Source organism: Herpetosiphonaceae bacterium (assembly GCA_036374795.1).
GTDB lineage: Bacteria > Chloroflexota > Chloroflexia > Chloroflexales > Kallotenuaceae > LB3-1.
Window position 1 is genome coordinate 1 of sequence record DASUTC010000254.1, and the last position, 26,197, is coordinate 26,197.

Sequence of the window (26,197 nt, forward strand, 5' to 3'; positions counted from 1 at the left end):
GACGCCTTCGCTCTCCAGGCGGCGCTCCGACCTCGCCTGTAGGGTACGTAGCTCGGTGCTCAACAAGGGCAGCGCGTGCCGCAGCACCTCGATCGCCCGATAATACTCGTCCAGGTCGATGTGTTCTTCGGCGGTATGATCAAGGCTGGAATCGCCGGGACCGTAGGCTGCCATCGGTACACGCCACTGCTTATAGGCTGTGTTCATGTCGGAGGTGCCGGTCTTCATCTTGAATTTCGGCTGTCCGCCGTGGCTGCGAATACTACGGGTCAGAATCCGCGCCGTCGGCTCGTTCCGCGACATCAGCACGGCAGGCGTCCGCTCGTCGATCTCCAGACGCGCATCGTGGCGGATCGTCTCAAGGAATCGGTCGAATGCATGGAAATCGAAGTCCGGCGGCGTGCGGCAGGAAATGTCGAGCGATGCATGTTCGATGTCGCCCGCGAAATGGCCTAACGTCGCCGTCGGACGGTAAAAAATACTAGGGCTGCCGTCGAAGGCTGCGAAGTGGCTGACGAGCCGGTTCCAAAACTCGACCGCGACCTCGGTCGCTTTCTCGCCCGGCCCGGCGGTATGCGAAGGCGGGCGGCGGACCTCGTAATGCATGCCCATGCGGCCCTTGTAGCCAAGCACGACGTTGGACCAGCCGCTCGGCTCGGCGATCAGGACCGCATCGGGATGGTAGCGCTCCAGCAGGTAGTGCGCGCCGCGAGAGCTGGGCGTTTCTTCTTCCACCGCCCCGACGACGAGCAGTTGCGCATCGATCGTATCGAGCTGGGCGGCAGCACAGATCGCCGTCGCCAGCGGGCCTTTAGCGTCGACCGCGCCACGGCCATACAGCAGCGATCCCTCCTGGTGGACCGGAATCTGATCCGCGACGGTATCCAGATGCCCAAGCAGCATAATCAGCGGCCCGCCTGGACTACCGCGCCGCCCGACGGCATTGCCCGCTCCGTCGACGAAGCTCTGGAAGCCTAAGCGGTCCATCGCGTCCACCAGGTACGTTGCCAGCGCGTGCTCGCCCCCGGAGGGCGACGGTATCTCGATCATCGTGCGTAAGAGCGCGGCGGCCTCGCTCGCGTTCATGGCAGCATCTCCTCTCGGATAAACGTAGCCTCAAGCGTCGTTCCCTGCCCGTCAAGCGCGGCCTGGATCGGCGACGTAAGCCGTCCGTCGCCCAGGATGACACGGCACACGCCGCCTTTGAGCGCATCCTGGGCTGCGATCAGTTTGACCCGCATTCGCCCCTGCGCACACCCAAGATACTGGGCAAAATCCTGCTCGCGCAGCCGTGTGATCAGACTCGCCGGATCGGCAGGATCGCGCAGTAAGCCGGGTACGTTCGACAGAATGAGCAGATGCGTCGCCCGTAGCGCAATCGCTAGCTCCGAGGCTAGCCGATCGCCATCGATGTTCAGCGGGCCGACCTTCGGATCGATCACCGGCGGCGAGATGACTGGCACATACCCCGACTTGAGCAGCAGGTGGAGAAGCTCCGTATTGATCTCCGTCACCCGACCGGTCAGATCGTCGCGCACAACACACAGTCGATCGCCAATGATCACTCTCGCGGGCAGCGTCTTCCTGGCCGTCACCAGCGCGCCATCGATACCGGTCAGCCCAACCGCCCGCACGCCGCGCTGGACAAGCTGTGCCGTCAGGAGTGGCTTGACCCGTCCGGCGATTGCCATCGTCAAAATATTGAGGGTGGCGGGATCGGTGTATCGGCTACGCCTGCCGTCGGGCCATGTCAGGTATTGCGACGGGATTCCCATCTGCTGGCTCAGCCGGTTGGCTTCTACCGAGCCGCCATGCAACACGACGACTGACTCGCCTCGTTCCACGAGCATCTGAATGTCGTTGCACACGTTAACCAACTCGTCTCCCAAGGAGCCGCCCACCTTGATCACGTACATTGTCGGCATGCCTCCTGCTCGGCTGCTTAGATCGGATGGAGGCCAGGAAAGCGCAGACTTTCTTGCTCGTCCCAGCCCGATAGGATATTGAGACATTGAATCGCGTTGCCAGCGCCGCCCTTGACCAGATTATCGAGCGCGGCGATGAGGATCAGTCGCCGTCCATCCGCCGATAGCTCGAACCCGATGTCACAGAAGTTGGTGCCGCTCAAAATTTTGGGATCGGGCAGGCGATAGACGCCGCTGCGCTGCTTCACCAGGCGGATGAACGGCTCGTCACCGTAGTGCCGTCGATAGATGCTCCAAACCTCTTTTTCACCGATCGGCTCCGGCAGCATCACCTGGCAAACCGCCTGAACGCCACGTACCGCCTCGATCGCCGTGGCCGTCATGTGGACCGATGCCTGGCAGACCTGGCGAATCTCGGCGGTATGACGATGATCCGCCGCCTTAAAGACCCGGATTGCGCCGCTCCGTTCGGGGTGATGGCTCGACAGGCTGGGCTCGTTGCCGGCGCCGCTCGATCCCATGCGTCCATCGACGAAAACATCGCCGTGCAGCAAGCCTTCCCGGCTGAGCGGGTAGAGTGCCAGCAGCGCGCTATTGGCGATACAGCCCGGCACGGCGATATAGCGTGCCTCGCGGATCTGCGCGCGGTTGACCTCCGGCGCGCCATAGACAAAGCGGGCCAGCCACTCCGGGGCGGGATGCTGCTCGTGATAGTAGGTGTTGTAGTCGGCGGGATTCCGCAGCCGAAAATCGGCGCTGAGATCGATGATCGTCGGCGCGAGTTCGGCCCAGCGCCCGATCGTCTGCATCGCCACGCCATGCGGCAGCGCCAGAAAGATCACATCCGCTCCGGTCACTTCCTCATCGCGCACGAAGGTCAGGCTTGTCTGCCCGCGCAAATTGGGATGGGCGGCATGCAGCGGACGGCCTGCGAACCGAGTCGATGTCACCTGCGCGAGTTTCAGCCTGGGATGCTGGAGCAGCAACCGGACCAGTTCGCCGCCGATATAGCCGGAGCCGCCGATCACAGATACGTTCATAGACGCGCCACCTGCCGAACGTACGCGACCAGCGCCTCGGCAACATCAACGCCGGTAGCCGTGACCGTACGATAAAACTCCATGGTATGGTTGATCTCCGTCACGATCAGCGAGCCGTCCGGGCGCTCCAACAGATCGACCGCGAGCACGCCGCCGCCAACTGCCTGGGCCGCTCTGAGCGAAAGCTCGACCAGATCGGGCGTCAGCTCGCAGGGCTGGGCAACCGCTCCCCGCGCCGTGTTGGTGATCCAATGCTCCGAGCAGCGATAGATCGCGTTGACCACACGATCGCCGATCACGTTGACCCGAATATCGCGGCCCGGCTTGGCGATATACTCCTGAATGTAGATGACCGAATGCGCAGGCGAGCCGAGCATCTCTTTATGTTCTAAGATCGCCTCGGCAGCCTCGCGATCGTTGACTTTCGCCAGCAGCCGCCCCCAGGAGCCTGTGACCGGCTTGAGGACCGCTGGATACCCAAAGTGGTCGATGGCGGTCAGCGCCGCCTCCGGTGTCAGCGCAACCGTGGTGCGCGGCGTCGGAACACCCGCCTGAAGCAGGGCAAGACTCGTGAGGATTTTATCGCCGCACGTTTCGATGACCTGGCTGCGATTAACAACTGGAATGCCCCGCGCTTCAAAGAGCCGTGTGGCGTATAAGCTGCGGGTGTTGGAGATGCTGCGATTAATTACCGCTGCGTAGGGGACAGCGGTATCTTCAAGCGCCATCACCAGACTACGCTCGTCAAGCTGATCGTAGGGAATGCCATGCCGCGCTAACGCCGCGAAGATCAGCTTTTCCTCCATACGAATCCGCGAGGCGATAACCGCTAGCGGTGCATCGTTCGGCCTGCTCATGGCTATTCTCCCCAATCCTCCTCAACTTCGGGAGCCAGCGCCAGCTCGACCGGACCAAGGGCGATGATCTCCAGCTCAGCCTGGCAATCGGGGCAGACGACGATCTCACCCGCGAGCGCATCGCTCGCAACCGTAACCTCTCCATCACACTCAGGGCACGTGCTCATGGTTGATTGTCCTTTCTAAGTCGATTGTGCCTGGTACAGTTGGCTTAACGATTGAGCAGTTCGCGAACGGTAGCTGTCAGATGGCCGGGTGTCACGCCATACGATGCAATCAGATGGTGATGATCGCCAACGTGATCGCAGAACGCATCTGCGATCCCGACGCGGCGCATCAGCGTCGGTGCGCGCTCGGCCAGCGTTTCCGCCACCGCGCCGCCAAGCCCGCCGATGATGCTGTGGTCCTCCACCGTAACGATCCCGCGCGTTTCGCGGGCAGCGGCTACCAGGGCCGCTTCGTCCAGCGGCTTCAACGTGTGCATATTGAGCACACGAGCCGTAATACCGAGTGCGGCGAGGCGCTCGTGCGCGGCAACCGCAGCCAGAACGGGATAGGAGCCAGCGGCCACGATCGTTACATCATGGCCGGGCCGAAGCTCGACAGCCCGCCCCACCGCGAAATCATAGTCGGCATGATAGACCAGATCCGTCCGGTTGCGGCCCAGCCGGATATAGACCGGTCCCGGCAGGTACGCTGCGGCTTCGACCATTTTGGCCGTTTCGACGGCATCGGCGGGCGTCATCACTGTCATATTGGGCAGCGCCCGCATCGCCGCTAGATCCTGCTGGGCATGGTGGGTCGGACCCAAGTACGCAGCGGCCAGGCCGCCATGTGTCGCTACGATGCGCACCGGCAGGTTGTTATAGGCGATGTCGATCTTGACCTGCTCGTAGGCGCGGGAGCTGGCGAACGCCGCCATCGTATTCACAAAGGGAATTTTGCCCAGCTTGGCGCAGCCTGCCGCTACAGACATCAAATTCGCCTCGGCGATGCCTAGGTCGATGTACTGGCCGGGCAGACTGGCTTGGAAGCTTGTTTCCAGGCCGCCCATGTCCGAGTCGAGGCAGTAGATGCGCTGGTCGCGCTGGGCCAACTCCAATAAGGTCTTGCGGTAGATCTCCCGGTCTGAAGCGGCAAACTGCTCGGTCCATTCCGGCGCGGGAGTGGTTCTGGCGCTGAGGCTCATCGTTTCGCACCTTCGTGGAGTTCCCTTAATGCCTTTCGGTGCAGATCGGCTGTCAGGGTGACATAATGACTCTTCTTGCGATCGGCCATGAACTTAACACCCTGGCCCTTGACCGTATTGGCAAGCAGGAGCGTCGGCTGCATTGGCTGGATGGGAATCTGCTCAAAGGCCGCGAGCAAGGCCGCAATATCGTGGCCGTTGACCGTCAGAACGTTCCAGCCGAAGCTTTGCCAGCGCTCGGCCAGCGGCTCCAGGCGCATTCGCTGCTCGGTCCGACCGCTGATTTGCAGACGGTTGCGGTCGACGATCGCAACCAGGTTGTCCAGGCCGAAGTGCGGCGCGGCCATCGCCGCTTCCCAGACCGATCCTTCCTGTAGCTCGCCGTCGCCCATCAAGACGAAGGTACGATTCGTCCGCCTGTCTAGCTGTGTGGTCAGCGCCAGGCCAACGCCCAACGATAGCCCGTGGCCGAGCGAGCCGGTGGGAAACTCGACGCCCGGCACTTTGAGCGTTGGATGCGAGAGCAGCCGACCGCCCGGACGAGCATAGGTCGCTAGCTCATCCACAGGAAAAAAGCCCCGTTCGGCGAGAGTGGCGTAGAGTCCAGCGCCCGCGTGACCCTTGCTCAGGATGAAATAGTCGCGCTGATCCCAGTGCGGATCGTCCGGTCGTACCCGCAGCACATGGAAATAAAGCACGGTCAGGATGTCGGCAGCCGATAGCGATCCGCCGACATGAGCACCAACCGGTCCCGCAGCCATCGCCAGGACATGCTCCCGAATACGCAGCGCCGTTTGCTGTAACGTTGCCAGATCATTCATGCAGCACCGTTGCGCTGGATGTGCTTGCTGCTCCGGGGATGTATGGCCCCTCCCGGGCAATCGCTTCCCACGGAGCTTCATACGGCAGCGACTCAGCCATCCGCCCGATCCGATCGAGGTTTTCCCAGACCTTCTCGAAGGCATCGGCGTAGAACTGAAGCAGCGGGCCGCTGTCGGGGTTGAGGTGCCGCCGTTGCAGCGTGAGCGAGTCGTTGATCACCGCGAGCGTTGTGGGATAATCTTCAATCGCATAGCGCTGCGGCGGAAGACCTGGGAGGGTCCAGGGATAGCCGTGGCCGTAGCCCTGCTGGGTCTGGAAAGGATGCTGGCCGGGCAGCGGCGTCATTTGGTATTGCGAGATCGGCACGCCTTCGGCGCGCATCGCACGCCGAACGGCCTGGCGGAACGGGCCGGGCTTGATACCATCTAGCCCCGCCGCTGCCGGATCGAAGCGGAGGCGCATAATATGATAGACGTGGGTGCAATCCGACGGAACGTAGGGCACGATCAGGCCGGGTAGCTCGGCCAGGCGCTTGAGAAACGCGCTAATGTTGCGGTCGCGACGCTCCTGATAGTCCGGATAGCGCTGAAGCTGGCTGCGGGTGAAGGCCGCCTGAACCGAGTTGAGCTTGTAGTTCCAGCTCAGCATATGCGATAGGTAGCTGCGATCCTCGCGCTCTTTGATCACCTCGCCGAACTGGCGGAGCATCACGACCTTTTCGTGGAGGATCGGATCATCCGTCGTCACCAGGCCACCTTCGCCACAGGTCGGAATGTTCTTTTGTACATTCAGGCTGAACGCGCCCATATCGCCCAACGAGCCAACCGGGCGGCCTTTGTAGGTCGCGCCGGGAGCCTGCGCCACATCCTCCACAACCACAAGGTCATGCTTGCGGGCGATCGTCAGGATCGAGTCCATATCTGCCGGAAGACCGTGAAAATGAACAGGAATGATTGCGCGGGTGCGGGGCGTGATCCTGGCTTCGATCTGTGTGGGATCGATATTGAACGTGCGCGGATCGATGTCGACGAACACCGGGATCGCCAGCTGATAGACGGGAGCCATGGCCGAGGCAATGAAGCTGAGCGCGGGCACGAGCACCTCATCGCCAGGCTGGATGCCCAGTGCCGCCAACGCCAGCGCGATAGCTGCGGTGCCATTGCTGACGCCGGCGGCATAGCGCGTGCCTGCGAGCTGCGCCCACTCCTGTTCCAGGGCGCGGGCTTCTTGCTCGCCCTCTGAGGTCGGCGTGAACTTGCCGCTGTCGAGAACGCGCAGCACCGCTTCTTTATCTGCGTCGGTCACGATCGGCCATTGGACCTGTCGCTGCTCTCGGGGCACTGCCTGCGGACCGCCGAACATTGCAAGTTTAGATCCCACAAATACCTCCATCTGATGGATTATTCTAAGTAGAGCGTCCGTAATCGGCTGGTAAGCGCTGCTTCGTCTTCGTCCGAGTACACATCGTCCTCGGCGTGGATCGCCCGTCCATCAAGGTCGGGTGGGATAGGCACACCCAGGAGATCAAGGATTGTCGGAGCTACATCCAGAATGCTCAACGCCGCGAAGCGGCCCAGCGCCGGAATATTCGGTCCGGCCATCGCCAGAAATCCCAGATTCGCGTGGCTGGCATCGTCGGCTCCGAGCTCTGTGATCGGCGTGATCAGTTTGGCGTGGCCGAGCTGGTCTGAGGTGAGATAGCGCAGCTCGTCGAACTGCACAAAGAGATCGGGGCAGCGATCAGCCTGCGAGCCGCTGTAAACATCTCGCCGCCGGATCGTCGTCACCGGCAGAGGCTGGCTGTCGGCGGTGGTTAGCTCGCTAAGGCCCGCCTGCAACTCCGCCAGCAGCCGATCGACCTCGCTGGTCGGGACGCAGCCCTGAGGCTCGCGGCCCTGTACGTTAAGGTAGATCTGCCCGCCCCAGCCACGGGCCCACGCGCGGGTGCGGCTCCAATCGATCGGAGCCTTGGCGAGTGGCGTCGGGCCGTCAATCGGCTGATCCAGGTGTAGATACCCGTTCTCGATGAGCCATTGGTTGAGGTTAACTTTGCCGTTGAGCCGTTGAATGCCGTGGTCGCTGGCGATGATCACGACAGTATCCGGCCCGGCGTGTTGCAGTAAGTCGCCAATGCGCTCGTCGCAGTAGCGGTAATGGTCGCGAATCGCATCGGCGTAGCGTGGGTCGGCATCGTACCGACCGTGGGCCGGGTCCAGGTAGCGCATGAAATAATGCCCGACCCGATCGGTGCCCATCGCGACCATAAAGAGGAGGTCCCAATCTGTGGTTTGCATCAGATGGCGCGTGATGTCGAAGCGCTGGCGATCCATTTCCCGAATGTTGCGCAGCAGCTCGTCCCGATCAATATCTCTGGCCTGCTCCGGCACGGCGGCGTCCAGCACGTAGGGCGAGCTTGTCTGTGCCAGAAGGTGGGATTGCAGCTCCGGCGGCGATACGATCGGCTTGCTGAGCGACGGAGCCATGAAGCACGCCACGCTGATACCGCCCGCGATGTCGACCGGCGGGTAGCAGATCGGTACGCCGATCGCTGCCACGCGGCGACCAGCCTCCGAGAGGAGGCTGTACAGCGTCGGCACGCGAATCACGCGCGAGTGGACGAGCCGGAAGTCGGTATAGCTCATGCCGACACGATACGTGAAATCGGTAAAGCCAAAGTGCCCGGGATCACGCCCACTGATCATTGCTGTCCAGGCGGCTGGCGTAATCGGCTGTGTGATGCTTTGCAGCGGGCCGTAGATCCCGCCTTGCATCAAGCGGCGGATGTTGGGTAGATCGGATAGCCAGCGCTCGACCAGATCCGGGCTGAGCGCATCAAGCCCAATCACAAGTACACGAGTCATAAGCTTTCTTCAATCGGCTAGTGCATCTTTCGTGATCCGTTTCCGTGATTCTGCGCGTGGGGGAGCAAAAGATGCGGTCATCTCCGCCCAGCGGCTACCTGCCCCGTTTCGACGCCACGCTACGAGCGTAGCCTGATCGCCCGCTCCAAGAGATCCAGCGTCTTTTCCTGCTCCAGCAGGAGCTGTGCGGTACGAAGCGCGACCTGATCAACGACATTCAGCCCTTCGGAGAAGCTGTGGCTGCCCAGCATACGGAGGCCGGTCCAGGAGTTGGCGACGAGCGCGACGTGCCGCCCGATCTCGGCAAGCTCGTACCAGTTGAGACGGCGTCCAGCCTCCATGAGGAAATCGGCGTGGAGCCCGGCAGCAGCCTGCGCTACCCAGGAGACGGTGTACATCTCGTCGAGGGCACGACCGCCCTCTGGCCCCAAGGCACGCTCGCACACGCCATGCAGATAGGCGGCGAGGCCAGCCATACCGGCCATGCCAGGCCCGGCGCCGGGCTCGCGGAAACGGCGCACATTGGTGGCGATGACCTCCGCGACCCATTCGCGAGTCAGCTCCGGGAAGGGGGTATTGACCTCAAGCTGTAGCCAGCGATTGGCGATCGGCGCGCCTGCGAAGAAGAAGTCACGCTCACCTTCGATGCGATTGTCTGAGCTTCTGGCCGCCAGAAAATCGCTTACCTTAATCGGTCCTTTGTAGATCGGTGGGGTGGAGTCGAGAACAAACACGTCGTCGGTTGCTTCGTCGAAGCCGTACATCACCAGCAGGTGGGCCGCGTGGACATCGCCAAAGGCCGGGCGGAACGGAATATAAAAATTATCCTCCGCGATAATGGCGGGCTCGCCCCGAGCGAGGACGGCTTTCAGATCCGCCAGCGCCGCCTCGCCGTCATCCGAGCGGTGCCAGGTGGAGGCGATGGGGTGGAACGGCATCATGCTTTCAGCGAGCGTTGGGCGGGGCGAGGGATAATAAAATTCTTCGCGAGTCACATCGTTGGGCTGGTGGTAAAACTCCCAGGCCGCTCCCATCGTCAGAATCGGGTCCTGGTTGTAGTAGAGCAGCACCGTGCCGATACAATCATGGAGGCAGCTACACAGGTCGTGAAACCAGAATGATATAGGCGACAGCTCAACTCTCATTGGACCAATCCTTCCGGTGTCTTCAGCGCAGTTGCCGCGAAGATATGGATGGCGATGTTCTGTGGGAGGCGCAGCCAGGCAAGCGGCTCCTGGCGGGTTACTGGTATCCGCTGCATCCACATCACAGGCTCTTGGCCCGATTGTATATGCCGTGGGAAATGCATATGCTTGCAGCGGAACGCTTCAACCTCGCCAAATCGCTGCGGGCCACCCGGCCAGAAATCCGAGATCCGCAGCCATTCCATCTCGATCGCGCCGCTCGTAAAGTGCAGATACACGATGTCTTCGGCACGTCGTTCGCTGGCTGCCAGAATATAAACCCAATCGTAGCGATCCGATGGGAGATCCAGCCGCTCACCGGAGCACCTGATATTGTTCAAGTGGCCCGCTTCTTTGGGTGGGAACCGAAAGGGGACACCTGCCACCTCAACAATGCTGTGGCTTTCGGGCAGTTCTTCGGCAGGAAACGAGTTCTGCCATACATTGAAGGTGCCGTCGCGTAAGTTGCTGGCGTATGAGATCGAATCCCAGTTGAAGAGCCGTGCTACATCAAGCAGCACGAATGGACTCTCAGGTGGTACAGGTGGCACCCGCTTGGCTCCTTTCCGCAGCATGATCGTTCAATTGCGGCTATTGCTGTCGCGCGAACGAGGAGACAAAGATTCTGGGTGGGTACGAGAGGTTGCTTCAAGCTCTGGACAGATCGAAGCGCACTGATCCGAAGCCCTGCACTGCTATGCGTGATATGCCCAGCGCTTCATCCGCTTGAACGCGCAGAACGAACACATCAGTAGTGTTAATAATGTTCGCTATTAAGTTCAGAACAACACGACAGATTTGGCCTGACATATGCGCCAGTCCAAAATTAACTATTCCTGTTCCCACAGGATGATTGTTCGGTTGTTGGGGATTACTTCACGTGCCTTGCACTCTTAAACGTTGCAGCCACGTGAAGACCATAGGTGGGGGGATTTGGTTTGTAGCTGATGTACCTGGTGCGCCGACAGGCCAGGAGTTTGGGAGTATCCCCAAACCTTCTCCACGCTGATGCAGAATCGTATGCATACCTTCCTGAACAGGTGCTTTGATTCTGCACGAGGTGGCACCTAAACGCAGGCATCAGGATAACACAAAGGTGAAAGAAATGTCAAAATAGTATTAATTTTCACAAAATTCATGGTGATCTTGCATTGGCGACAGTCGGATTACTCACCGTAGACCACGCGCTATAAAGCGGGCAAACAGGGAGCAAAACCATGACCCGCCGCAGGTTAAAAATAGGTAATGTTGCCGTTGCGCATGGCTGGTCGGCTGGTGTAGGTTAACCGAACCCGGATCGTTCAGAGGCCGCAGCCGCAGAGCGGAGCCAGCCTTGCTCTGCGGAACTGCCGCCGGTTTAACCACAGAGGTCATAGGAGGCAAAGCGATGAAGCTCCCCACGTTGTCGGTAGCCATGCTTGTGGTCTTCTTACTCAGCCTGGCGCCGACAGGCCAGGCGCATGGCAGCGCCACGTCCACCACACTCGATTCGTCGTCAGCTCTCAGCTCGGCAGCCGTATCGGTCAGCGCCCGGCCTATCGTCGGCTACTTCACCCAGTGGGGCATCTACCGCCGCAACTATATGGTCAAGCATGTCCATGTGAGCGGATCGGCACAGCGGCTAACCCATATCAACTATGCGTTCGCGGATGTCAGCGCCACGCTCAAATGCGCCAGCGCCGACACCTTCGCCGACTATGCCAAGGCGTTCGACACGACGGAGAGCGTCGACGGCGTGGCCGATCCAACCTCAGGCCCGGTGCTGCGCGGGAACTTTAATCAACTGCGCAAGCTCAAGGCGATGTACCCACACCTCAAGGTCCTGATCTCGGTCGGTGGCTGGACCTTATCGGACTACTTCTCGAACGCCGCGCTGCCGCAGAACCGGGCCGCCTTCGTCGCCTCGTGCATCGACATGTATCTCAAAGGCAATTTCAGCGCCGATCTGCGCGGCTACGCCGGGATCTTCGACGGCATCGACATCGACTGGGAGTATCCCGGCAGTTGCGGCGAGACATGCAACTACCGCCCTGAGGATACGCAGAACTACACCGCGCTCCTGGCCGAGTTCCGCAGCCAGATGAACGCGCTGAGCGCCCAGACCGGCAGGTCCTATCTCCTGACGGTCGCCTCGCCCGCAGGTCCGGCGCATTACACGAAGATCGAGCTGAGCGCCATTCACCAGTATCTGGATTTTATCAACCTGATGACCTATGACTTCCACGGCACCTGGGAGACAACGACCAATCTGCACTCGCCGCTCTACGGCGATCCGCAGGACCCCTCCTACAGCCAGCGCCACTGGAGCGACGCCGCCGTCCAGGCGTATCTGAGCGCGGGTGTTCCGGCTGCTAAGATCCATCTGGGCGTGCCCTTCTATGGCCGGGGCTGGTCGGGCGTCGCGCCTGGGCCAAACGGCGATGGGCTGTATCAGGCGGCAAATGGGGCGGCGCGCGGCAAGTATGCCGCCGGTGTCGACGACTACAAGGAGCTCGTTGTGCTGGAGGGAAGCTACAGGAAGTATTTCCACCCGGTGTCCCAGTCGGTCTACATCTACAATGGCCGCACGTGGTGGACCTACGACGACCCGGCCTCGATGAACAACAAGATGCAGTATATCAAGTCGAAGGGCCTGGGCGGAACCATGTTCTGGGAGCTGAGCGGCGATACCGCCTCGATCAATCTGCTCTCGGCGATCTATACCGGCTTGCAGTAGCCAGCGCATGTGCTGTCTCGGGGCGCAGCGCGCTGCGCCCTGACGCTTGCTGCCGCGCGCCTGGCTGGAGGCTAACAATGACCGCGCCCAGGCCGATGGTCGGCCTGGGCGCGAACATCGATCGGCTCGGAGGTGGGCTTTCCCTGAAAGCCCGCTTACGCGAGCTAAGACACCACATCCGGCGCGTTCGGCAAATCCATCGTGGACAGGGAAGCGTCGGGGGCGTGCAAGCCGTCGAGCGGGATACCCGTGGGCTGGCTTTTGCACAGCGGCAGGTGGACCGTAAACGTGCTGCCCAGGCCCTCAGTGCTCTCGACGCTGATCGTCCCGCCGTGCTGGCTGACGATCTCCTTGACCACATACAGGCCAATGCCAAGCCCGCCGACATGCCTGGTGGACTGACTCTGCACGCGGAAGAAGCGCTGGAAGAGATTGGGTAGCTCCGCCGAGGGTATGCCAATGCCCGGATCAGCAATCGCTACCGCTGCCTGCTCGTCGTGCGCCACGATCTTCACGGTGATCGAGCCGCCGTGCGGGCTATACTTGATCGCGTTGCTGAGCAGATTGGTGAAGACCTGCGTCAGCCGAACCTCATCACCGGCAGCGATCAGCGGCTCTTCCGGCTTGCTGAGCGCGAGGCGGTGGATGCTGAGCGTCGACGAGTGCTCCCCGACGATGCGCTGCACCAGCGCGCACAGGTCGAGCGGCACCCGCTGGATGGCAAGCTGCCCCGTCTGCACCGATGAAACATCGAGTAAGCTGCTCACCAGTCTATTCAGGCGCTCGGCCTGGGTGATAATCGCGCTGATTGATTGGAGCGTTCGCGGCGGCAGGCTATCCGTCTCGGCAACCCTGCGCCGCACCAGATGCGCATGGCCGAGCAAACCGGTCAGCGGTGTCTTCAGCTCATGCGACGCGATCGAGAGCAGCGCCTCGCGCTCGCGAACGACCTCATGAAGCGAGGCTTGCAGCAGCTCAAGCTCCTCGATCCGCTGCTTCAGCTCGTCTTCACGGACGACACGCTCCGTCACGTCGTCGATTAAGCTGATGGTGCCCACGATCCGCTCGTCGACCGTCAGCGGCGCGATCCGCACGCTCTGCTGCATCTGCGTAAACGTCGTGCCTTCGATGCCCGGCGGCATCGGCAGGAGAAACTGGTGGAAGCGCTGCGCAAGCACTACCACCTGTCCGGCGAGCGCCTGCTGGTAGGGCCGGTCGAGGCCCCGGCCCGGCAAATCGGGATAGACCTCAAACAAAGGGCGGCCCAGGACCGTCTCCGCTGTCAGCCCGCTGTGCTGCTCCAGCCAGCGATTCCAACCGACGATCCGCAGCTCCGCATCGGTAGTTAAGATCCCTTGCGCTGCCAGGTGGTTGAGCCAGCGCAACATAGCGTCGTTTAATTCCGGCGCGAGGTTGTAAGGCTGTAAGAACAAAGTTATGCCTCTTCGAGCGCTTCGAGCAATCGGTTGAGCGATGCCACGCCGAGTACAAGCACCAGATAGCCGTTGACTGCGCTAGAGCGCAGGCGAAAACCGGTGTAGATCACCAGCGCATAGCGCAGCTCTTCTTTGCCCGCGATCAGTTGGTTCAGCATGATCTGGAGCGCCTCGACCTTGAGACGCGGCACCGAGAACGCCAGATGCGTATGTAGCAGATCGCCGAACATGCTCAGACAGGCGTTGAGCAAAATATTGCCGACCTCGGTCAGTACCTCGCGCGCCGAGCTATCGAGGCGCTGGACCGACGAATCGTTGGTGAGCAGCTCCGTCAGCAGGACCGCGCTTTGGTAGTCGAGCAGCAGCAGCGCGTCGCCTTCCATCGGCCCGTGGAAGACCTGATGGATCGTCGCCACATCATTATGAATCATCTTGGCAAGCGTTGGCACAAGCTCGCCGCTTGGGTACACCGCCACGTCAGGCACATTCAGCAAGACCCGCTGACTGGTCAGCTCCGAGAGCGATGCGGCCGTACGCGAAAATGCAATATTGATCAGCTCGGCCAACCCATCCTGTTGTTCGATTGTCAAGATCATGCTGACCCTCCCCCCAGGAGGGTATCAACCGTTGTCAGAATATCGTTCGGCGCGAATGGCTTGGCGATGAACGCCTTCGCGCCTTCGCTGGCGACCATCGTGCGTGTCGAGCTTTGGACATCCGCAGTTGCCACGACGATGCTCGCCTGAGGATCGAGCTCGCGCAGCTTGCTCAATACTTCAAGGCCATGCATCCCGCGCATATTCATATCGAGGAATACCAGATCTGGCGCGTCAAGAAAATATTGCTCGATCGCCGTCATGCCGTCCTCGGCCTCGACGATCGCGTGGCCTGCCGGCTCCAAGATTTTACGCAGGGTGCGGCGCGAAAAGCTCGAATCATCGACAATTAGGATTTTAGCCATGCTATTCCTCTCACCAGCGCTGCGGCCATTTGATCGAGCGGCACGCTGTAGTCGCTCAAATGCGCCTCGTCCACAGCTCGCGGCATACCATACACCACGCACGACGCCTCGGCTTCGGTCCAGATATGGCCGCCTTGCGCTTTGATCCAGGCTGCGCCTTGCTGTCCATCTGCGCCCATCCCGGTCATCACGATACCTAACACGCGATCTCCGTAGGCTTCGGCAGCAGAGCGAAACAGGACGTCTACAGAAGGGCGATGCGGTGTATCGATCGGGCGAACATCGAGATGTGCCAGTACTGTACCACGCTCCTGGCGCTGAAACAATAGGTGTCGTCCGGCTGGCGCGATCAGCACCGAGCCAGGTACGACCGGGCTGCCTTGCTGCGCCTCGACGACGTTGAGGGGCGAGAGCTCGTCGATCTTTTGGGCGAATAGCTCGGTGTAGCCCACGGGCATATGAATCACTACCGCGATCGGCACCGGAAAATCGGCGGGCAACTGCGGGATGAGATATTTCAGCGCGTGCGGCCCGCCCGTCGAAATGCCAAGCACCACAATATCGACATCCAGCGCGTTTGGCGACGGCTCGACTCCCGATGCGGCGATCGGAACGATCGGCGGCTGCACGCGCATGAGCGGCGCCTCGGCGGCGGCCTTCACTTTCTCGATCAGCTCATCGCCGATCTGAAAGACCTTTTCGGTTGCCAGTGCCGTCGGCTTCTGGATAAAATCGACCGCTCCCGCGTCCAACGCCTGAAGCACCGCCTCGCTGCCCTCGTTGGCGATGCTGACCACCACGACGGGCACTGGGCGCCGCGCCATCTGCTCCCGCAAAAAGGTCAGACCATCCATCCCGGCCATCATCAGATCGAGCGTGACGACATCCGGGCTAAGCTGCTCGACCAGCTCCAACGCTTCCGCCCCGTCGCGTGCCGTCCCGACGACCTCGATAAACGGGCTGCGCGAGAGCATTTGCTTGACAACCTTGCGAATGTACGCCGAGTCGTCGACAATCAGCACGCGGAGCACTCGATTCATGAGAATATTCTTCCTTGCCACGAGTGCATGGTACGCCGCACCCGTCGATTGAACGGATCAGCGATCAGCAGGCACCTTTAACGTACACAAACGTGCCGCCGATCTCACAGAGCTGGTAGCTTGTCGTGATGCGTAGTAACGACTCCGACGCGCCGACGAAGAGATAGCCCGGCGTCGGCTGGTACGTGCGAAAGAGATCTACGGTTTTCCGAATCGTGCGCTCCGAAAAATAAATAAACGCATTTCGGCAAAAAATAAACGGCGCCGTGCTCAGGTGTCGGATCTCCTCGTCCACGGTCACGTTCGCCACCGCCCAGGTGACGCGCGCGTGAATCTGCGGATCGATGCGCCATGCACCGCCCGCAGCCGTGAAATAGCGTGCGCGCAGGCTCTCCGGCACGCTGCGGAACGAGCGATCACGGTACAGCCCACTGCGCGCTTTCTCGATCGCCGCCGAACTCGCGTCGCTCGCCAGAATCGTGATCGGGGCGCGGCTGAACCAGCCTGCCTGATCCAGCGCCATAGCGATCGAAAGTGGCTCTTCGCCCGTGGCGCACGCCGCGCTCCAGATGCGCACCGTCACGCCTGGATTAGCCGCCACGTACTGCGGGATCAGCACCTCGACCAGCGTACGCACCTGATCGGCCTCGCGGCAGAAAAACGTCTCCTGCACCGACAGCGCATTCAACAGGGCGCGCCACTCCTCGTCAGACGCAGCATCGTACTTGAGCAGGTAGTAGTAGTCCAGAAACGAGCCGAAGCCAAGCGCGATCACCCGTGGAGAAAGCTTATCGGCCAGCATATCACGCTGATCCTCGGCGTAGTACAGGCCGGTCCGCTCGTGGATCAGGTCGCGCAAAATAGCGAACGTGCTCGGCGGCAAGCTTAGCGTTTCAGAGTACAACGGCATAGAATTATCGCCCAAGCAACGTCCGTGCCGCCCGTCGCACGTCTGCCTCAGGATCGGCATAGGCCAGATCGTTTAGTTTGCGCGCCGCGTGCTGGTGCCCGATCCGTCCGAGCGCCGTCACGGCGGCAATGCGCACCGCCGGATCGACATCGTCGAGCGCGCCCGCGATCGGCTCTCTGACAGCGGGCAGCTTGATCCGCGCCAGAATCTCGACGACGGTCGCGCGCACCGCCGGATGCGGATGTGCCAGGCCGCGCTGAAGATCGTCCACGATGCGCGCTCCTTTACGGGCCAGCGCCGCGCGCACGGCCTCGCGCCGCTGCGGATCGATCAGCAGCTCGATCAGCGCCGCCGTCGCCTCGGATGTCTGGACCCGGCTGAGCGCCGTGATCGCCGCCTGCTGCATCTCGACATCGTGATCGGCGGCGGCGACCCATTGGAGCGCGGGCACGGCTCCCATGCCGCCGTGGAGCGCCACCGCATCGACCGCAGCCGCGCGCTGCGATGGATCAGCGCCACGTAGCGCGGCCAGCAGCGGCGGTAGCGCGGCGGGATGCCGTGTCTGTCCCAGCGCGTGGAGCGTCGCCCGCACCAGATCGGCATCCGAAGCGGCTGTCAGCGGCGTGAGGCTCTGCGCTGCCTGCTCGCCGCCGATCTGTCCGAGCGCCTCCGCCGCTGCGATTCGCACCTGTCCCGCCGTGTCGCGCTCCAGCACGCGGATCAGCGGCTCCAACGTGTCGGGCCGCGCGCGCTGGCCGAGCGAGCGGGTGGCGAAGTAGCGCACCCAGGGCTGCGGATCGTCCAGCGCGCCGAGCAGCGCCGCGAGCGCCTCAGGCTCGTCCATGTGTCCCAGGGCGCGCGCAGCCGCCGCCCGCAGGTTAGGCATCTCATGCCGCAGCACGTGCAGCAGCAGCGGGAGGCAGCGCGGATTGTCCAGGTAGGCCAGCGCCTCGATTGCCGCCTGCTGCACGCGCTCGTCGCGATCCTCGACCGCCGTGACGATCGTCACGGCGCAGGCGTCGTATCCGAAATACCCTGCGATGCGTAGCGCAGACTCGCGGATCAGCGGGTCGGGATCGTGCAGCAGCGCCGTGATGCGCTGCTCAAGATCGGGATGGCCCAGCGAGTGCAGCGCCGAGATGACCGCCTGCCGCGCCGCTACGTCCGGATCACCCAGATGCCGCAGCAGGGCCTCGAAGGCGCGGTGATCACCGATTTTCGCCAGCGCGTCTGCGGCTACCACAGCCAGATCGGGATCGGTTTCCAGCACCTCGATCAGCTCCGGCACCACGCGCGCATCGCCGATCCGGCCCAGCGCCACCACCGCCGCCGCGCGTGTCTCGGCGTCCTCCGCCGCGAGCTGCTCGATCAGGGCATCGACCACGCCAGCCCCGAAGCGCACCAGCGCCTCGATCAGCGCCAGCCGCACCGTCGGCTGGCCCAGCAGCCGCGCCAGGGCGCGCTCCACCGCCGGACCTTCGAGCCAGCCCAGCACCACCACCAGCGCGCGCAGCTCGTCGGGCGTTGCGGTATCCAGCGCGGCCAGCATGGCCTGCCGGGCCGTCGGTGTCAGCCGCGCGCTGACCTGCGCCGCGATCCGCCTGCCGTCGTCGTAGAGCCGGTCGTAGCGCCGGTACAGCGCCGCGAGCGCCTGCACCACGACCGTCACCGGAGCGTCGGGAGCGTCCAGCAGCGCCAGCAGCGGCGCGATCACCTCCTCATCGCCGAGCGCGCCCAGCGCCTCCGCAGCGGTATCGCGCAGCATATCGTCGGCCAGCAGCGGCACCAGCCCGGGCGCAACACGCGCATCGCCGATCGCTCGCAGCGCGTCGATAGCGGCAAACGCCAGGAAAAAATCGCCGCTCACAGCGATCGATAGCAGCGGCTCGATCGCCGCCGCCGCGCGGAGCTTGCCCAGCGCCTCGATCGCATGAAAGCGCACGTTTTGGTCGGGATCGTCGAGCGCCGCGATCAGCGCCGCCGCCGCGCGTGGATCGGTGTGCTCGGCCAGTGCCAGCGCCGCGTAGATCCGCAGATCGGTGTCGGGGTCCTCCAAAAAGTCGATCAGCGGCCCGACCACGTCCACATCGGTCAGCGCCAGCACCTGGAGCGCGCTGTTCAGCAGCGCCAGATCCCGATGCTCCTCACGCATCGCCCGCAGAATATCGGCGACCGCGTCTGCGCCAGCACGCGCCGCCAGACCGCTGACAGCGGTGCGACGCACGCGCCATTGGGCATCCGCCAGCGCATCGATCAGCAGCGCCGACTCGTGCTCTTTTGCCGTCGCCAGCGCCTCCGCCGCCTGCAAGCGTGCCGTGGCGTCGGGGCTTTGCAGCTGGGCGGTAAGGTCGCGCTCACGATCGAGTCGCGCCGTCATGTCTTCAACGGTCACGATCGTGCCGACGATCTGCTCGTCGATCCGCAGCGGCGCGATCGTCACGTGCTGCTGCATCGTGTCGAAGTGCCTGGACGGCGACGCGGGCGGGCAGCGCAGCAGATAGTGATGAAACAGCGGAGTCAGCACGACGACCACGCCCTGTGATACCACCTGCTCGAAGCGCGGCAGCAGCTTGCGCTCCGCGAGATCCGGCACCAGAGCCGGGAGCGGCGTGCCCACCGCAGTTGATGCCGAGATGCCGCTGTGCTGCTCCAGCCATGCGTCCCACGACTGGACCACCAGCGCGGCGTCCGTGGTCAATACTCCGACCGTACGCGGCATGGTCGGCGGTGTCTCACCGTGCATGAGGTACTCGTCCGTTTCCGTTCAACTGCTCGGCGCGCGCATCGAGCTCGCGCGCCCGCTCCAAGAGGCTGCTTGCCGCCTGGCGCGTTGCTTTGACCCCGGCGGCGTTGCGATCGGTGATCGTCCGAATGTCGGCAAGGCGGCTCAAGATGATCGCGGCAGCCCCCGAGTGCTCCTGGTTGGCGCGTGTCACCAGGGCAATATCTCTGGCGACACGTTGCGCCGCAGTGTTGATGTCGCGCATCGCCGTGGCCTGCTCGCTCATCGCCCGCGCGGTCTGCTCGGCCTCGCGGCGCATCTGCGTCACGGCGGAGGTGATCTGATCAGCGGCTGCGGCCTGCTCGGCCATCGCGGTCGACACCGAGGTGACAAGCTGTGCCAGCCGCTCGGCCTCGCCCGAAATCTGCTCGCCCGCCCTCGATTGATTGGCTAGTGCCTGCGCAGTGGTGCCTACGCCGCGCCGCATCGTCTCGACCGCCAGCGTGATGTCGCTGGCCGCGTTGGCCTGCTCGGTCGCGGCTCGTCGCAGCTGCGCGGCCATCGCCGTCGTGCGCTGCGCCGCCTTGATGATGTCACGGGCCGCGTTGCTCTGCTCGTTCATCGCCTGCGTCACCTGCTGGACCGTCCGGCGCATCTGGTTGCTCGCGTTGACGATCGTCTGCGCTGTGGTAGCCTGCTCCGAGGTTGCGGCGGCAACCTGACGCGCCTGCTGGGAGGTGGTGGCGATCGTCGCGATCACGTGCTGCCCCGCACGTAGCTGCTCGTCCGTGGCGCGCGCGATCTGCCCGACCAGCCGGGTGATCTCGTCCAGGCCGGACAAAATATTCTGAAGCCCGGCAGCGCCCTCGGAGGACTGGCGGCTCGACTCGTCCGCGACACGCAGGCCGTCGGTCGAGGCGGCCACCGCTTCCTGCACGGTATCCTGAAGGTTTTTGATAATCGCCGCAATATCAGCCGTGGCGCGCGCAGATCGATCGGCCAGGTTGCGAATCTCTTCGGCCACCACGGCAAAGCCACGGCCCGCATCGCCCGCCCGCGCCGCCTCGATCGATGCGTTCAGCGACAGCAGGTTGGTGCGCTCCGCGATCAGGTTGATCGCGTCGACGATGCTGCTGATCTCGTTCGAGCGCTTGCCCATCTCGCGCATCACGCCTGCGCTCTGCGCCACCGCCTCGCGCACGCGGCTGATGCCTTCGATCGATCGCTGGATGGCGGCACCGCCCTCTTTGGCCTCGCGCGCCACCCGCTGGGTCACGGTGTCGGCCTCCCTGGCGATCTTGGCAACGGCCTGGATCGAGCGATCCAGCTCTTCCGCGCTCGTCGCGGCGCTGCTGGCGGCATCGGTGATGGCCGCCGCGTTGTGTGCCACGCCCTGCATCGAGCGCGCCAGCTCTTCGATCGCCGTCGAAACCTCTTCGATCGACGCGGCCATCGTTTCGCTCATCGCCGTGACCTCCTCGATCGAGGCGGCCATCTCGTTGATCGAGGACGACGTTTGCTCGGCGGCGGTCGCGACTTCCTCGGTGTTGGCCGCCGTGCCCTGGATCGCGCGGGTCATCTGCTCAAGCGCCGCGCCGGTCTGGTTAACCGACGACGACAGCGCCTCGGTATCGTCGCTGACGGTGCTGATCGCATCGGTCATGCTGGTCATCGCCCTGGTCACTTGCAGCGCCGCCGCCGCCATGTCCTGGGCCGTGCTGGTCACGCTCTTGATCGATCGCGTCGACTCTTCGATCGAGGTTGCGGTCTGCGTCACCATGCTCGACAGGCTGATCGTGCTGACTGTCACCTGCTCGATCGAGGCGGCCATCTCGTTGATCGACGAAACCATTTCTTCGGTCGAGGTCGCGACCGATGCGGCCTGCGATGCTGTCTCTTGGAGCGAGGCAACGACCTCGTTGGTGGTGCTGAGCGTGCCATCCAGCGAGCGCACCTGCGACTCCGCATCGGCTGCGACCTGATCGGCGATCTGATCGATGTCGGCTGCGGTCGCCGTCAACTGCCGCGCCTGCTCAAGAATCTGCTCGACCTGTGCATTGTCGGTATTGCGCCGTTGGCGTAGGAAGAATCCCATAGGTGCTCCTCGAACAAAGAACAAAAGAACAAAAAAGCAATAGAACAAAGGCCGTAGGTCGGGACGAAAGAGCCAAGAACCAAGAACCGAGAACCGAACAAAAGAACAAAAGCTTAAACGTCCAACTTCTTTGTTCCCTTGATCCCTTGTTCGCTTGTTCCCCTGACCGACCCCGCTTCCGATGTCGGAAGCAAGGACTCGGCCAGCGTCAAGACTTCGCGCAGATTCAGCAGCAGCACGAGGCGGTCGCTGAGCGTGGCGATGGCGTCGAGGTAGTTGCCGCTGAGGCTGCCGATCGCCTCAGGCGGCGGCTGGAATGTGTCGGGGTCGATCTGCACAAACTCGCGCGCCGAGTCGACCACCAGCCCAACTTGCCGCCGATCGTGTTTGATCACGAGCAGCCGGGTGCGAAGATCGTACGGGATTTTGGGCAGGCCAAACCGCGCGCGCAGATTGAGCGCCGGGATGAGCTGGCCGCGTACGAACACCACGCCGTCGATCGCCGTCGGCGCGTTCGGCACGGGCGTCACCTGTTCGAGCATGTCGATGTGCTGGACATCGCTGCTGCGAATCGCGTAGCTCGTTCCGGCTAGCTCGAACAAAATATAGGGTTGGGTTGTTGTCGGCAGCTCGTGCATCGTTGAACTCGTCCTTCCATCAGCCGCAAAGGACGCTGGCCCCGCTGGCCGCGCGCCGCCCTCGCGATCAAGCCTGTTCAGGTCTGCCGGATCGAGAATCAGCACGACCCGCCCATCGCCCAGCTCGGTTGCGCCGCCGATGCCGACGACCTGCACCAGCGGATCGGCGATCGGGCGGACGACGATCTCGCGCTTATCCAGCAGCCGATCGATGGTCAGCACAAACGTGTGGCGCTCCTGGCCGATCACCAGCCCGTAGCCCGCGCCATCCTCCGCGCCCGGCAGCCGGAAGACGCGCGCCAGCCGCACCAGCGGCACGACCTGCTCGCGATAGCGCAGCAGCTCGTTGTTCTCCAGAGCCGTGATATCGTCCGGCGCGATCTGAATCGCCTCGCGCACGGCGGGCAGCGGCATGGCAAAGGTTTGCCCGGCAGCCGCGACGATCAGCGCATCCATGATCGTCAGCGTCAGCGGCAGCTGCATCGTAAAGCGCGTGCCACGGCCAACTTCGGTTGTCAGCGTGAGTGTGCCGCCCAGCTCGTAGATCGTTCGCTGGACGACATCCATGCCTACGCCGCGACCGCTGACGCGATCGACCTGCTCGCGGGTTGAAAAGCCGGGCAGGCACAGCAGATCCAGAAGCTTCGCGTCGTCGGGCAGGCCATCGCCGTCGAGCAGCCCCAGGGCACGCGCGCGCTCGGCGACATCGTGGCGATCGATGCCGCGTCCGTCGTCGGCCAGCTCGATCGTCACGATGTCGCCCGTGTCGAACGCCGAGAGCATCAGTGTGCCTTCGGCTGGCTTGCCCTGCGCCATGCGCTCGCTCGCTGGCTCCAGGCCGTGGCTGACCGCGTTGCGCACCAGATGCAGCAGCGGATCGGCCAGCCGCTCGACGATGTACTTATCGACCTCGGTATGCTGGCCGTGAAGTTCGAGCCGCACCTGTCGGCCTAGCTCATGGGCCAGATCGCGCACCACGAACTGCATCCGCGCGAAGATGTCGCCCATCGGCACCATCCGCACGCGCACGACGCCCTCGCGCAGATCGCGCAGCTGCCGCCCAAGCTGCACGTTGATGTCGTGCAGATCCCGCCACTCGTTGACCTCGATCTTCGGCTCGATCTGCGCTAGCCGGTTTTCGAGGCGGGAGCGCGTGATGACCAGCTCGCCGATCATGTGCATCAGCTCGTCGAGGCGCGTCAGATCGACGCGCACGACGTTGGCGGGGGCGACCGAGATCGGAGCGGCGGACGTGCTCGCCGCCGCTGGCTGCGCCGCCACCTGCACGCTGTACGGCTCCCAGCGCAGGCCATGTGCTGCCCAGGCCGAGAAGCTCTCGGCGTCCGCATCCGTCGCCACGATAAACTCGAACGCGACGCCCGCAGGTCGCACGAGCGGTCTGGCATGCTCGATCTCGCCGATCTCCTGAAGCTGGGTGCGCACGCTGTTGACGTTGACTCCCTGATCGGCCAGCTCGGGCGTAGGCAGGAATTCAAAACGCCAGACCTGGCGGAGCGTCGGAGCGGGCGGCGCTGTGCCGTTGCCCTGATCGGGTAGGCTCGCAGCCCCGGACGAGGGCACAGCTTCAGGCCGCGCTTCGTCCGGCAGCAGGTCAGTCAGCGCCGCGAGCACCGGATCGACGTCGGGGCCGGGCTGTCGGGCGCGCCACGCGGCGAGGGCCTGCTCCAGCATGCGCACCTCCACGATCAAGGTGTCGAGCGCCTGGGCCTGAAGCACGACCCGCTGATCGCGGAGGGCACGGAAGTAGCTTTCGGTCTGGTGGGCCAGCCGCTCGACATCGCTGACGCCGACCATGCCCGCCAGCCCTTTCAGCGAGTGGAAGCTGCGAAATAGCTCCTCAAGCAGCGCCCGATCGACGTGGACTCGCCCAACGAACGGCTCAAGCGCCAGCAGATCGCGGCGAATCACCGTTAAGTGCTCATCGCACTCGGCAAAAAAATCGTCGAGAAACTCATCGAAGAACGAATTGTCCGCCGGAGATGAGGCTGGTATCACATGCTTCTCATTCTCGTCGTGCGGGAGCACATGCAACCACACATTGCCTGTTGCTGGAAAGAAGAGTGCGTTGATGACGTATTATACCGATTCTAGTAGCTCAGTGATACACGATTCCAGCGTTTGCGGCGCAAATGGCTTGGTAAGATAGACGGATGCCCCGGCATTCAGCACCGCATCGCGGCTTATGTCGTCGCTGCGCGTGGTGAGGACCACGATCGGGATCGCCCGATACGCCTGGTGCGACCGCACGAACTGCACGACCTCCAGGCCATGCATATCAGGCATATTCAGGTCCAGAATCATCAGGTCCACGCGGGCCAGGGCCAGTTGCTCGATCGCCTCCAGCCCATTGCCGGCTTGCAGGAAGCGCACATCCTTGAGATGGCGGAGCGAGGCCATGACCATCCGCCGTATCGTCGCGGAGTCATCGACCACGAGAATTGTGCTCATAGCTTTCTCCCGGCAGGTTTCTGTAGTAGCTACAGCAACTCCTACCCAAACACACAATGAATGTCAGGTTTCCACGCGAGGCTGAACGGATTTCGTGTCGATCAAGGACTGTTGGGTATAAAGTACCACATACAAGCCTAACAATCCGTGGCGTCGGCATGGTATCTTGAAAGCGCGCTTATATCAAGCTCGCACCATGTATTTTACCGAGAAAGGAAGCTCGATGGTTCAGGCTGTGGTGATGTCGGGGCCGCACCAGCCGCTCGAAGTGCGTCAGTTCGAGATGCCGCAGCTCGAAGATGGCGCGGTGCTGCTGCGCACGCTGGGCAGCGAGGTCTGCGGCACCGATGTGCATCTGTGGCATGGTCAGTTGGCGGGCGTGCCCTATCCGATCATTCCCGGTCACGTGAGTGTCGGCGAGGTTGCCGCGATCGGCGGGCGGGCGGTGGATGTTGATGGGCGGCTGCTGGGCGTGGGCGATGTGGTCACGTTCGTCGATGTCTACGGATCGTGCGGTCGCTGCTGGCACTGTACGGTCGCGCAGGCCAGCACGCGCTGTCCGCAGCGGCGCGTCTATGGCGTGACGCTCTCGGCGGATGAGGGCCTGCTCGGCGGCTGGAGCGAGTATATCTACCTGCGGCCCGGCGTGCATATCGTCACGCTGCCGCCCACGCTGCCCTGGGAAACGTTTATCGCTGCGGGCTGCGGCCTGCCGACGGCGCTGCACGCGGTCGAGCGCGCCGAGATCCGCTTTGGCGATACGGTCGTCGTGCAGGGCAGCGGGCCGGTCGGCCTGAGCGCGGCGATCCTGGCGCAGCTCCGGGGCGCGGGCAGCGTGATCGTCGTCGGCGGCCCTCCCGTGCGGCTGGCGATGGCCCAGGCGCTCGGCGCGGATGCCGTGCTGGACATCGGCGAGCTGGACGAGGCCGCGCGCTACGCCGCGGTGCGCGCGCTCACGCGAGGCCGTGGCGCAGACGCGACGATCGAGGCGACCGGAGTAGCCGCCGCCGTGCCTGAGGGCATGCGCCTGACCCGCGACGCGGGACGCTATGTGGTCGTCGGGCAGTACACCAACGTCGGATCGGTGGCGTTCAATCCGCACCTGGATCTGAATCAGAAGCATCTTGATGTGCGCGGCTGCTGGGGCAGCGATGTTAGCCACGTCTACCGCGCGGTGCAGGTGCTGGCGCGCTACCATACGCGCTTCCCGTGGGCCGAGTTCGTCAGCGGGCGCTACGCGCTCGACCGCGCGCAGGCTGCGCTGGAAGATGTCGCCGCCCAGCGTGTGGTTAAGGCGCTGATCATGCCGCAGTAGCATTGTGAAAGGACCAC

At 63.2% G+C, this 26,197-nt stretch carries 22 protein-coding genes; 2 read left to right on the forward strand and 20 right to left on the reverse strand.

Annotation, left to right across the window (positions count from 1 at the left end; all coding sequences use genetic code 11):
* The 11 genes from VFZ66_18700 to VFZ66_18750 all read right to left on the reverse strand — a co-directional run.
* On the reverse strand, window positions 1-1,086 hold a 1,086-nt coding region (locus VFZ66_18700), incomplete at its 3' end, for a [LysW]-lysine hydrolase (GenBank protein HEX6291221.1).
* Window positions 1,083-1,925 carry a [LysW]-aminoadipate kinase gene (locus tag VFZ66_18705; protein HEX6291222.1) on the reverse strand — a complete coding sequence of 281 codons (843 nt, stop codon included), beginning with the start codon at window positions 1,923-1,925 and terminating at the stop codon, window positions 1,083-1,085. The genes VFZ66_18700 and VFZ66_18705, both read right to left, overlap by 4 nt.
* 17 nt (window positions 1,926-1,942) lie before the next feature.
* A complete protein-coding gene (gene argC / locus VFZ66_18710; protein ID HEX6291223.1) occupies window positions 1,943-2,965 on the reverse strand; it encodes an N-acetyl-gamma-glutamyl-phosphate reductase in 1,023 nt (340 codons plus the stop codon).
* A complete protein-coding gene (gene lysX / locus VFZ66_18715; protein ID HEX6291224.1) occupies window positions 2,962-3,822 on the reverse strand; it encodes a lysine biosynthesis protein LysX in 861 nt (286 codons plus the stop codon). Before lysX ends, argC begins: the two co-directional genes overlap by 4 nt.
* Before the next feature lie 2 nt (window positions 3,823-3,824).
* Complete coding sequence (gene lysW / locus VFZ66_18720) at window positions 3,825-3,989, reverse strand: lysine biosynthesis protein LysW (GenBank protein HEX6291225.1); 165 nt, start codon at window positions 3,987-3,989, stop codon at window positions 3,825-3,827.
* Window positions 3,990-4,033: 44 nt separating this feature from the next.
* Window positions 4,034-5,011, reverse strand: coding sequence for a transketolase C-terminal domain-containing protein (locus tag VFZ66_18725; GenBank protein HEX6291226.1), 978 nt, complete (start codon window positions 5,009-5,011; stop codon window positions 4,034-4,036).
* A complete protein-coding gene (locus VFZ66_18730) occupies window positions 5,008-5,832 on the reverse strand; it encodes a transketolase (GenBank protein ID HEX6291227.1) in 825 nt (274 codons plus the stop codon). The genes VFZ66_18725 and VFZ66_18730 overlap by 4 nt, the downstream gene beginning before the upstream one ends.
* On the reverse strand, window positions 5,825-7,213 hold the full coding sequence (locus VFZ66_18735) for a DegT/DnrJ/EryC1/StrS family aminotransferase (protein HEX6291228.1): 1,389 nt from the start codon (window positions 7,211-7,213) through the stop codon (window positions 5,825-5,827). The genes VFZ66_18730 and VFZ66_18735 overlap by 8 nt, the downstream gene beginning before the upstream one ends.
* 20 nt (window positions 7,214-7,233) lie before the next feature.
* A complete protein-coding gene (locus VFZ66_18740) occupies window positions 7,234-8,694 on the reverse strand; it encodes an alkaline phosphatase family protein (protein ID HEX6291229.1) in 1,461 nt (486 codons plus the stop codon).
* A 119-nt stretch (window positions 8,695-8,813) separates the two neighbouring features.
* Window positions 8,814-9,839, reverse strand: a complete 1,026-nt coding sequence (locus tag VFZ66_18745; protein ID HEX6291230.1) for a BtrH N-terminal domain-containing protein — start codon at window positions 9,837-9,839, stop codon at window positions 8,814-8,816.
* Window positions 9,836-10,429 carry a hypothetical protein gene (locus VFZ66_18750; protein HEX6291231.1) on the reverse strand — a complete coding sequence of 198 codons (594 nt, stop codon included), beginning with the start codon at window positions 10,427-10,429 and terminating at the stop codon, window positions 9,836-9,838. Before VFZ66_18750 ends, VFZ66_18745 begins: the two co-directional genes overlap by 4 nt.
* 836 nt (window positions 10,430-11,265) lie before the next feature.
* On the opposite strand from VFZ66_18750, the gene VFZ66_18755 reads away from it, so the two are divergent.
* Entirely contained in the window at window positions 11,266-12,594 is a 1,329-nt protein-coding gene (locus VFZ66_18755) for a glycoside hydrolase family 18 protein (GenBank protein HEX6291232.1), read from the forward strand.
* Between the two features lie 164 nt (window positions 12,595-12,758).
* Here the strand turns inward: VFZ66_18755 and VFZ66_18760 are convergent, their stop codons facing one another.
* The 9 genes from VFZ66_18760 to VFZ66_18800 form a co-directional block, all read right to left on the reverse strand.
* Complete coding sequence (locus tag VFZ66_18760) at window positions 12,759-14,027, reverse strand: ATP-binding protein (GenBank protein ID HEX6291233.1); 1,269 nt, start codon at window positions 14,025-14,027, stop codon at window positions 12,759-12,761.
* Between the two features lie 2 nt (window positions 14,028-14,029).
* Window positions 14,030-14,626 carry a hypothetical protein gene (locus tag VFZ66_18765; protein HEX6291234.1) on the reverse strand — a complete coding sequence of 199 codons (597 nt, stop codon included), beginning with the start codon at window positions 14,624-14,626 and terminating at the stop codon, window positions 14,030-14,032.
* Window positions 14,623-14,991 (reverse strand): response regulator, encoded by a 369-nt coding sequence (locus VFZ66_18770; protein HEX6291235.1) that lies wholly within the window; start codon window positions 14,989-14,991, stop codon window positions 14,623-14,625. The genes VFZ66_18765 and VFZ66_18770 overlap by 4 nt, the downstream gene beginning before the upstream one ends.
* Complete coding sequence (gene cheB / locus VFZ66_18775; protein HEX6291236.1) at window positions 14,976-16,031, reverse strand: chemotaxis-specific protein-glutamate methyltransferase CheB; 1,056 nt, start codon at window positions 16,029-16,031, stop codon at window positions 14,976-14,978. The genes VFZ66_18770 and cheB overlap by 16 nt, the downstream gene beginning before the upstream one ends.
* Window positions 16,032-16,095: 64 nt before the next feature.
* Window positions 16,096-16,941 (reverse strand): CheR family methyltransferase, encoded by an 846-nt coding sequence (locus VFZ66_18780; protein ID HEX6291237.1) that lies wholly within the window; start codon window positions 16,939-16,941, stop codon window positions 16,096-16,098.
* Window positions 16,942-16,945: 4 nt separating this feature from the next.
* Complete coding sequence (locus tag VFZ66_18785) at window positions 16,946-19,684, reverse strand: HEAT repeat domain-containing protein (protein ID HEX6291238.1); 2,739 nt, start codon at window positions 19,682-19,684, stop codon at window positions 16,946-16,948.
* Complete coding sequence (locus VFZ66_18790) at window positions 19,674-21,758, reverse strand: methyl-accepting chemotaxis protein (protein HEX6291239.1); 2,085 nt, start codon at window positions 21,756-21,758, stop codon at window positions 19,674-19,676. Before VFZ66_18790 ends, VFZ66_18785 begins: the two co-directional genes overlap by 11 nt.
* A 113-nt stretch (window positions 21,759-21,871) precedes the next feature.
* Complete coding sequence (locus VFZ66_18795; GenBank protein HEX6291240.1) at window positions 21,872-24,412, reverse strand: chemotaxis protein CheA; 2,541 nt, start codon at window positions 24,410-24,412, stop codon at window positions 21,872-21,874.
* 81 nt (window positions 24,413-24,493) lie between these two features.
* Window positions 24,494-24,865, reverse strand: coding sequence for a response regulator (locus VFZ66_18800; protein ID HEX6291241.1), 372 nt, complete (start codon window positions 24,863-24,865; stop codon window positions 24,494-24,496).
* A 223-nt stretch (window positions 24,866-25,088) separates the two neighbouring features.
* On the opposite strand from VFZ66_18800, the gene VFZ66_18805 reads away from it, so the two are divergent.
* Window positions 25,089-26,180 carry a zinc-binding dehydrogenase gene (locus VFZ66_18805; protein HEX6291242.1) on the forward strand — a complete coding sequence of 364 codons (1,092 nt, stop codon included), beginning with the start codon at window positions 25,089-25,091 and terminating at the stop codon, window positions 26,178-26,180.
* The last annotated feature ends 17 nt before the right edge of the window (window positions 26,181-26,197 follow it).

What these genes read in the sequence shown, in the direction of transcription:
- VFZ66_18705 (HEX6291222.1), bottom strand. Translation starts at nt 1,925, where the DNA reads ATGCCGACAATGTACGTGATCAAGGTGGGCGGCTCCTTGGGAGACGAG.
- lysX (HEX6291224.1), bottom strand. Translation starts at nt 3,822, where the DNA reads ATGAGCAGGCCGAACGATGCACCGCTAGCGGTTATCGCCTCGCGGATT.
- VFZ66_18805 (HEX6291242.1), top strand. Translation starts at nt 25,089, where the DNA reads ATGGTTCAGGCTGTGGTGATGTCGGGGCCGCACCAGCCGCTCGAAGTG.
- VFZ66_18745 (HEX6291230.1), bottom strand. Translation starts at nt 9,839, where the DNA reads ATGAGAGTTGAGCTGTCGCCTATATCATTCTGGTTTCACGACCTGTGT.
- VFZ66_18755 (HEX6291232.1), top strand. Translation starts at nt 11,266, where the DNA reads ATGAAGCTCCCCACGTTGTCGGTAGCCATGCTTGTGGTCTTCTTACTC.
- VFZ66_18800 (HEX6291241.1), bottom strand. Translation starts at nt 24,865, where the DNA reads ATGAGCACAATTCTCGTGGTCGATGACTCCGCGACGATACGGCGGATG.
- VFZ66_18780 (HEX6291237.1), bottom strand. Translation starts at nt 16,941, where the DNA reads ATGCCGTTGTACTCTGAAACGCTAAGCTTGCCGCCGAGCACGTTCGCT.
- cheB (HEX6291236.1), bottom strand. Translation starts at nt 16,031, where the DNA reads ATGAATCGAGTGCTCCGCGTGCTGATTGTCGACGACTCGGCGTACATT.
- VFZ66_18785 (HEX6291238.1), bottom strand. Translation starts at nt 19,684, where the DNA reads ATGCACGGTGAGACACCGCCGACCATGCCGCGTACGGTCGGAGTATTG.
- VFZ66_18790 (HEX6291239.1), bottom strand. Translation starts at nt 21,758, where the DNA reads ATGGGATTCTTCCTACGCCAACGGCGCAATACCGACAATGCACAGGTC.
- VFZ66_18765 (HEX6291234.1), bottom strand. Translation starts at nt 14,626, where the DNA reads ATGATCTTGACAATCGAACAACAGGATGGGTTGGCCGAGCTGATCAAT.
- VFZ66_18730 (HEX6291227.1), bottom strand. Translation starts at nt 5,832, where the DNA reads ATGAATGATCTGGCAACGTTACAGCAAACGGCGCTGCGTATTCGGGAG.
- lysW (HEX6291225.1), bottom strand. Translation starts at nt 3,989, where the DNA reads ATGAGCACGTGCCCTGAGTGTGATGGAGAGGTTACGGTTGCGAGCGAT.
- VFZ66_18725 (HEX6291226.1), bottom strand. Translation starts at nt 5,011, where the DNA reads ATGAGCCTCAGCGCCAGAACCACTCCCGCGCCGGAATGGACCGAGCAG.
- VFZ66_18740 (HEX6291229.1), bottom strand. Translation starts at nt 8,694, where the DNA reads ATGACTCGTGTACTTGTGATTGGGCTTGATGCGCTCAGCCCGGATCTG.
- argC (HEX6291223.1), bottom strand. Translation starts at nt 2,965, where the DNA reads ATGAACGTATCTGTGATCGGCGGCTCCGGCTATATCGGCGGCGAACTG.
- VFZ66_18770 (HEX6291235.1), bottom strand. Translation starts at nt 14,991, where the DNA reads ATGGCTAAAATCCTAATTGTCGATGATTCGAGCTTTTCGCGCCGCACC.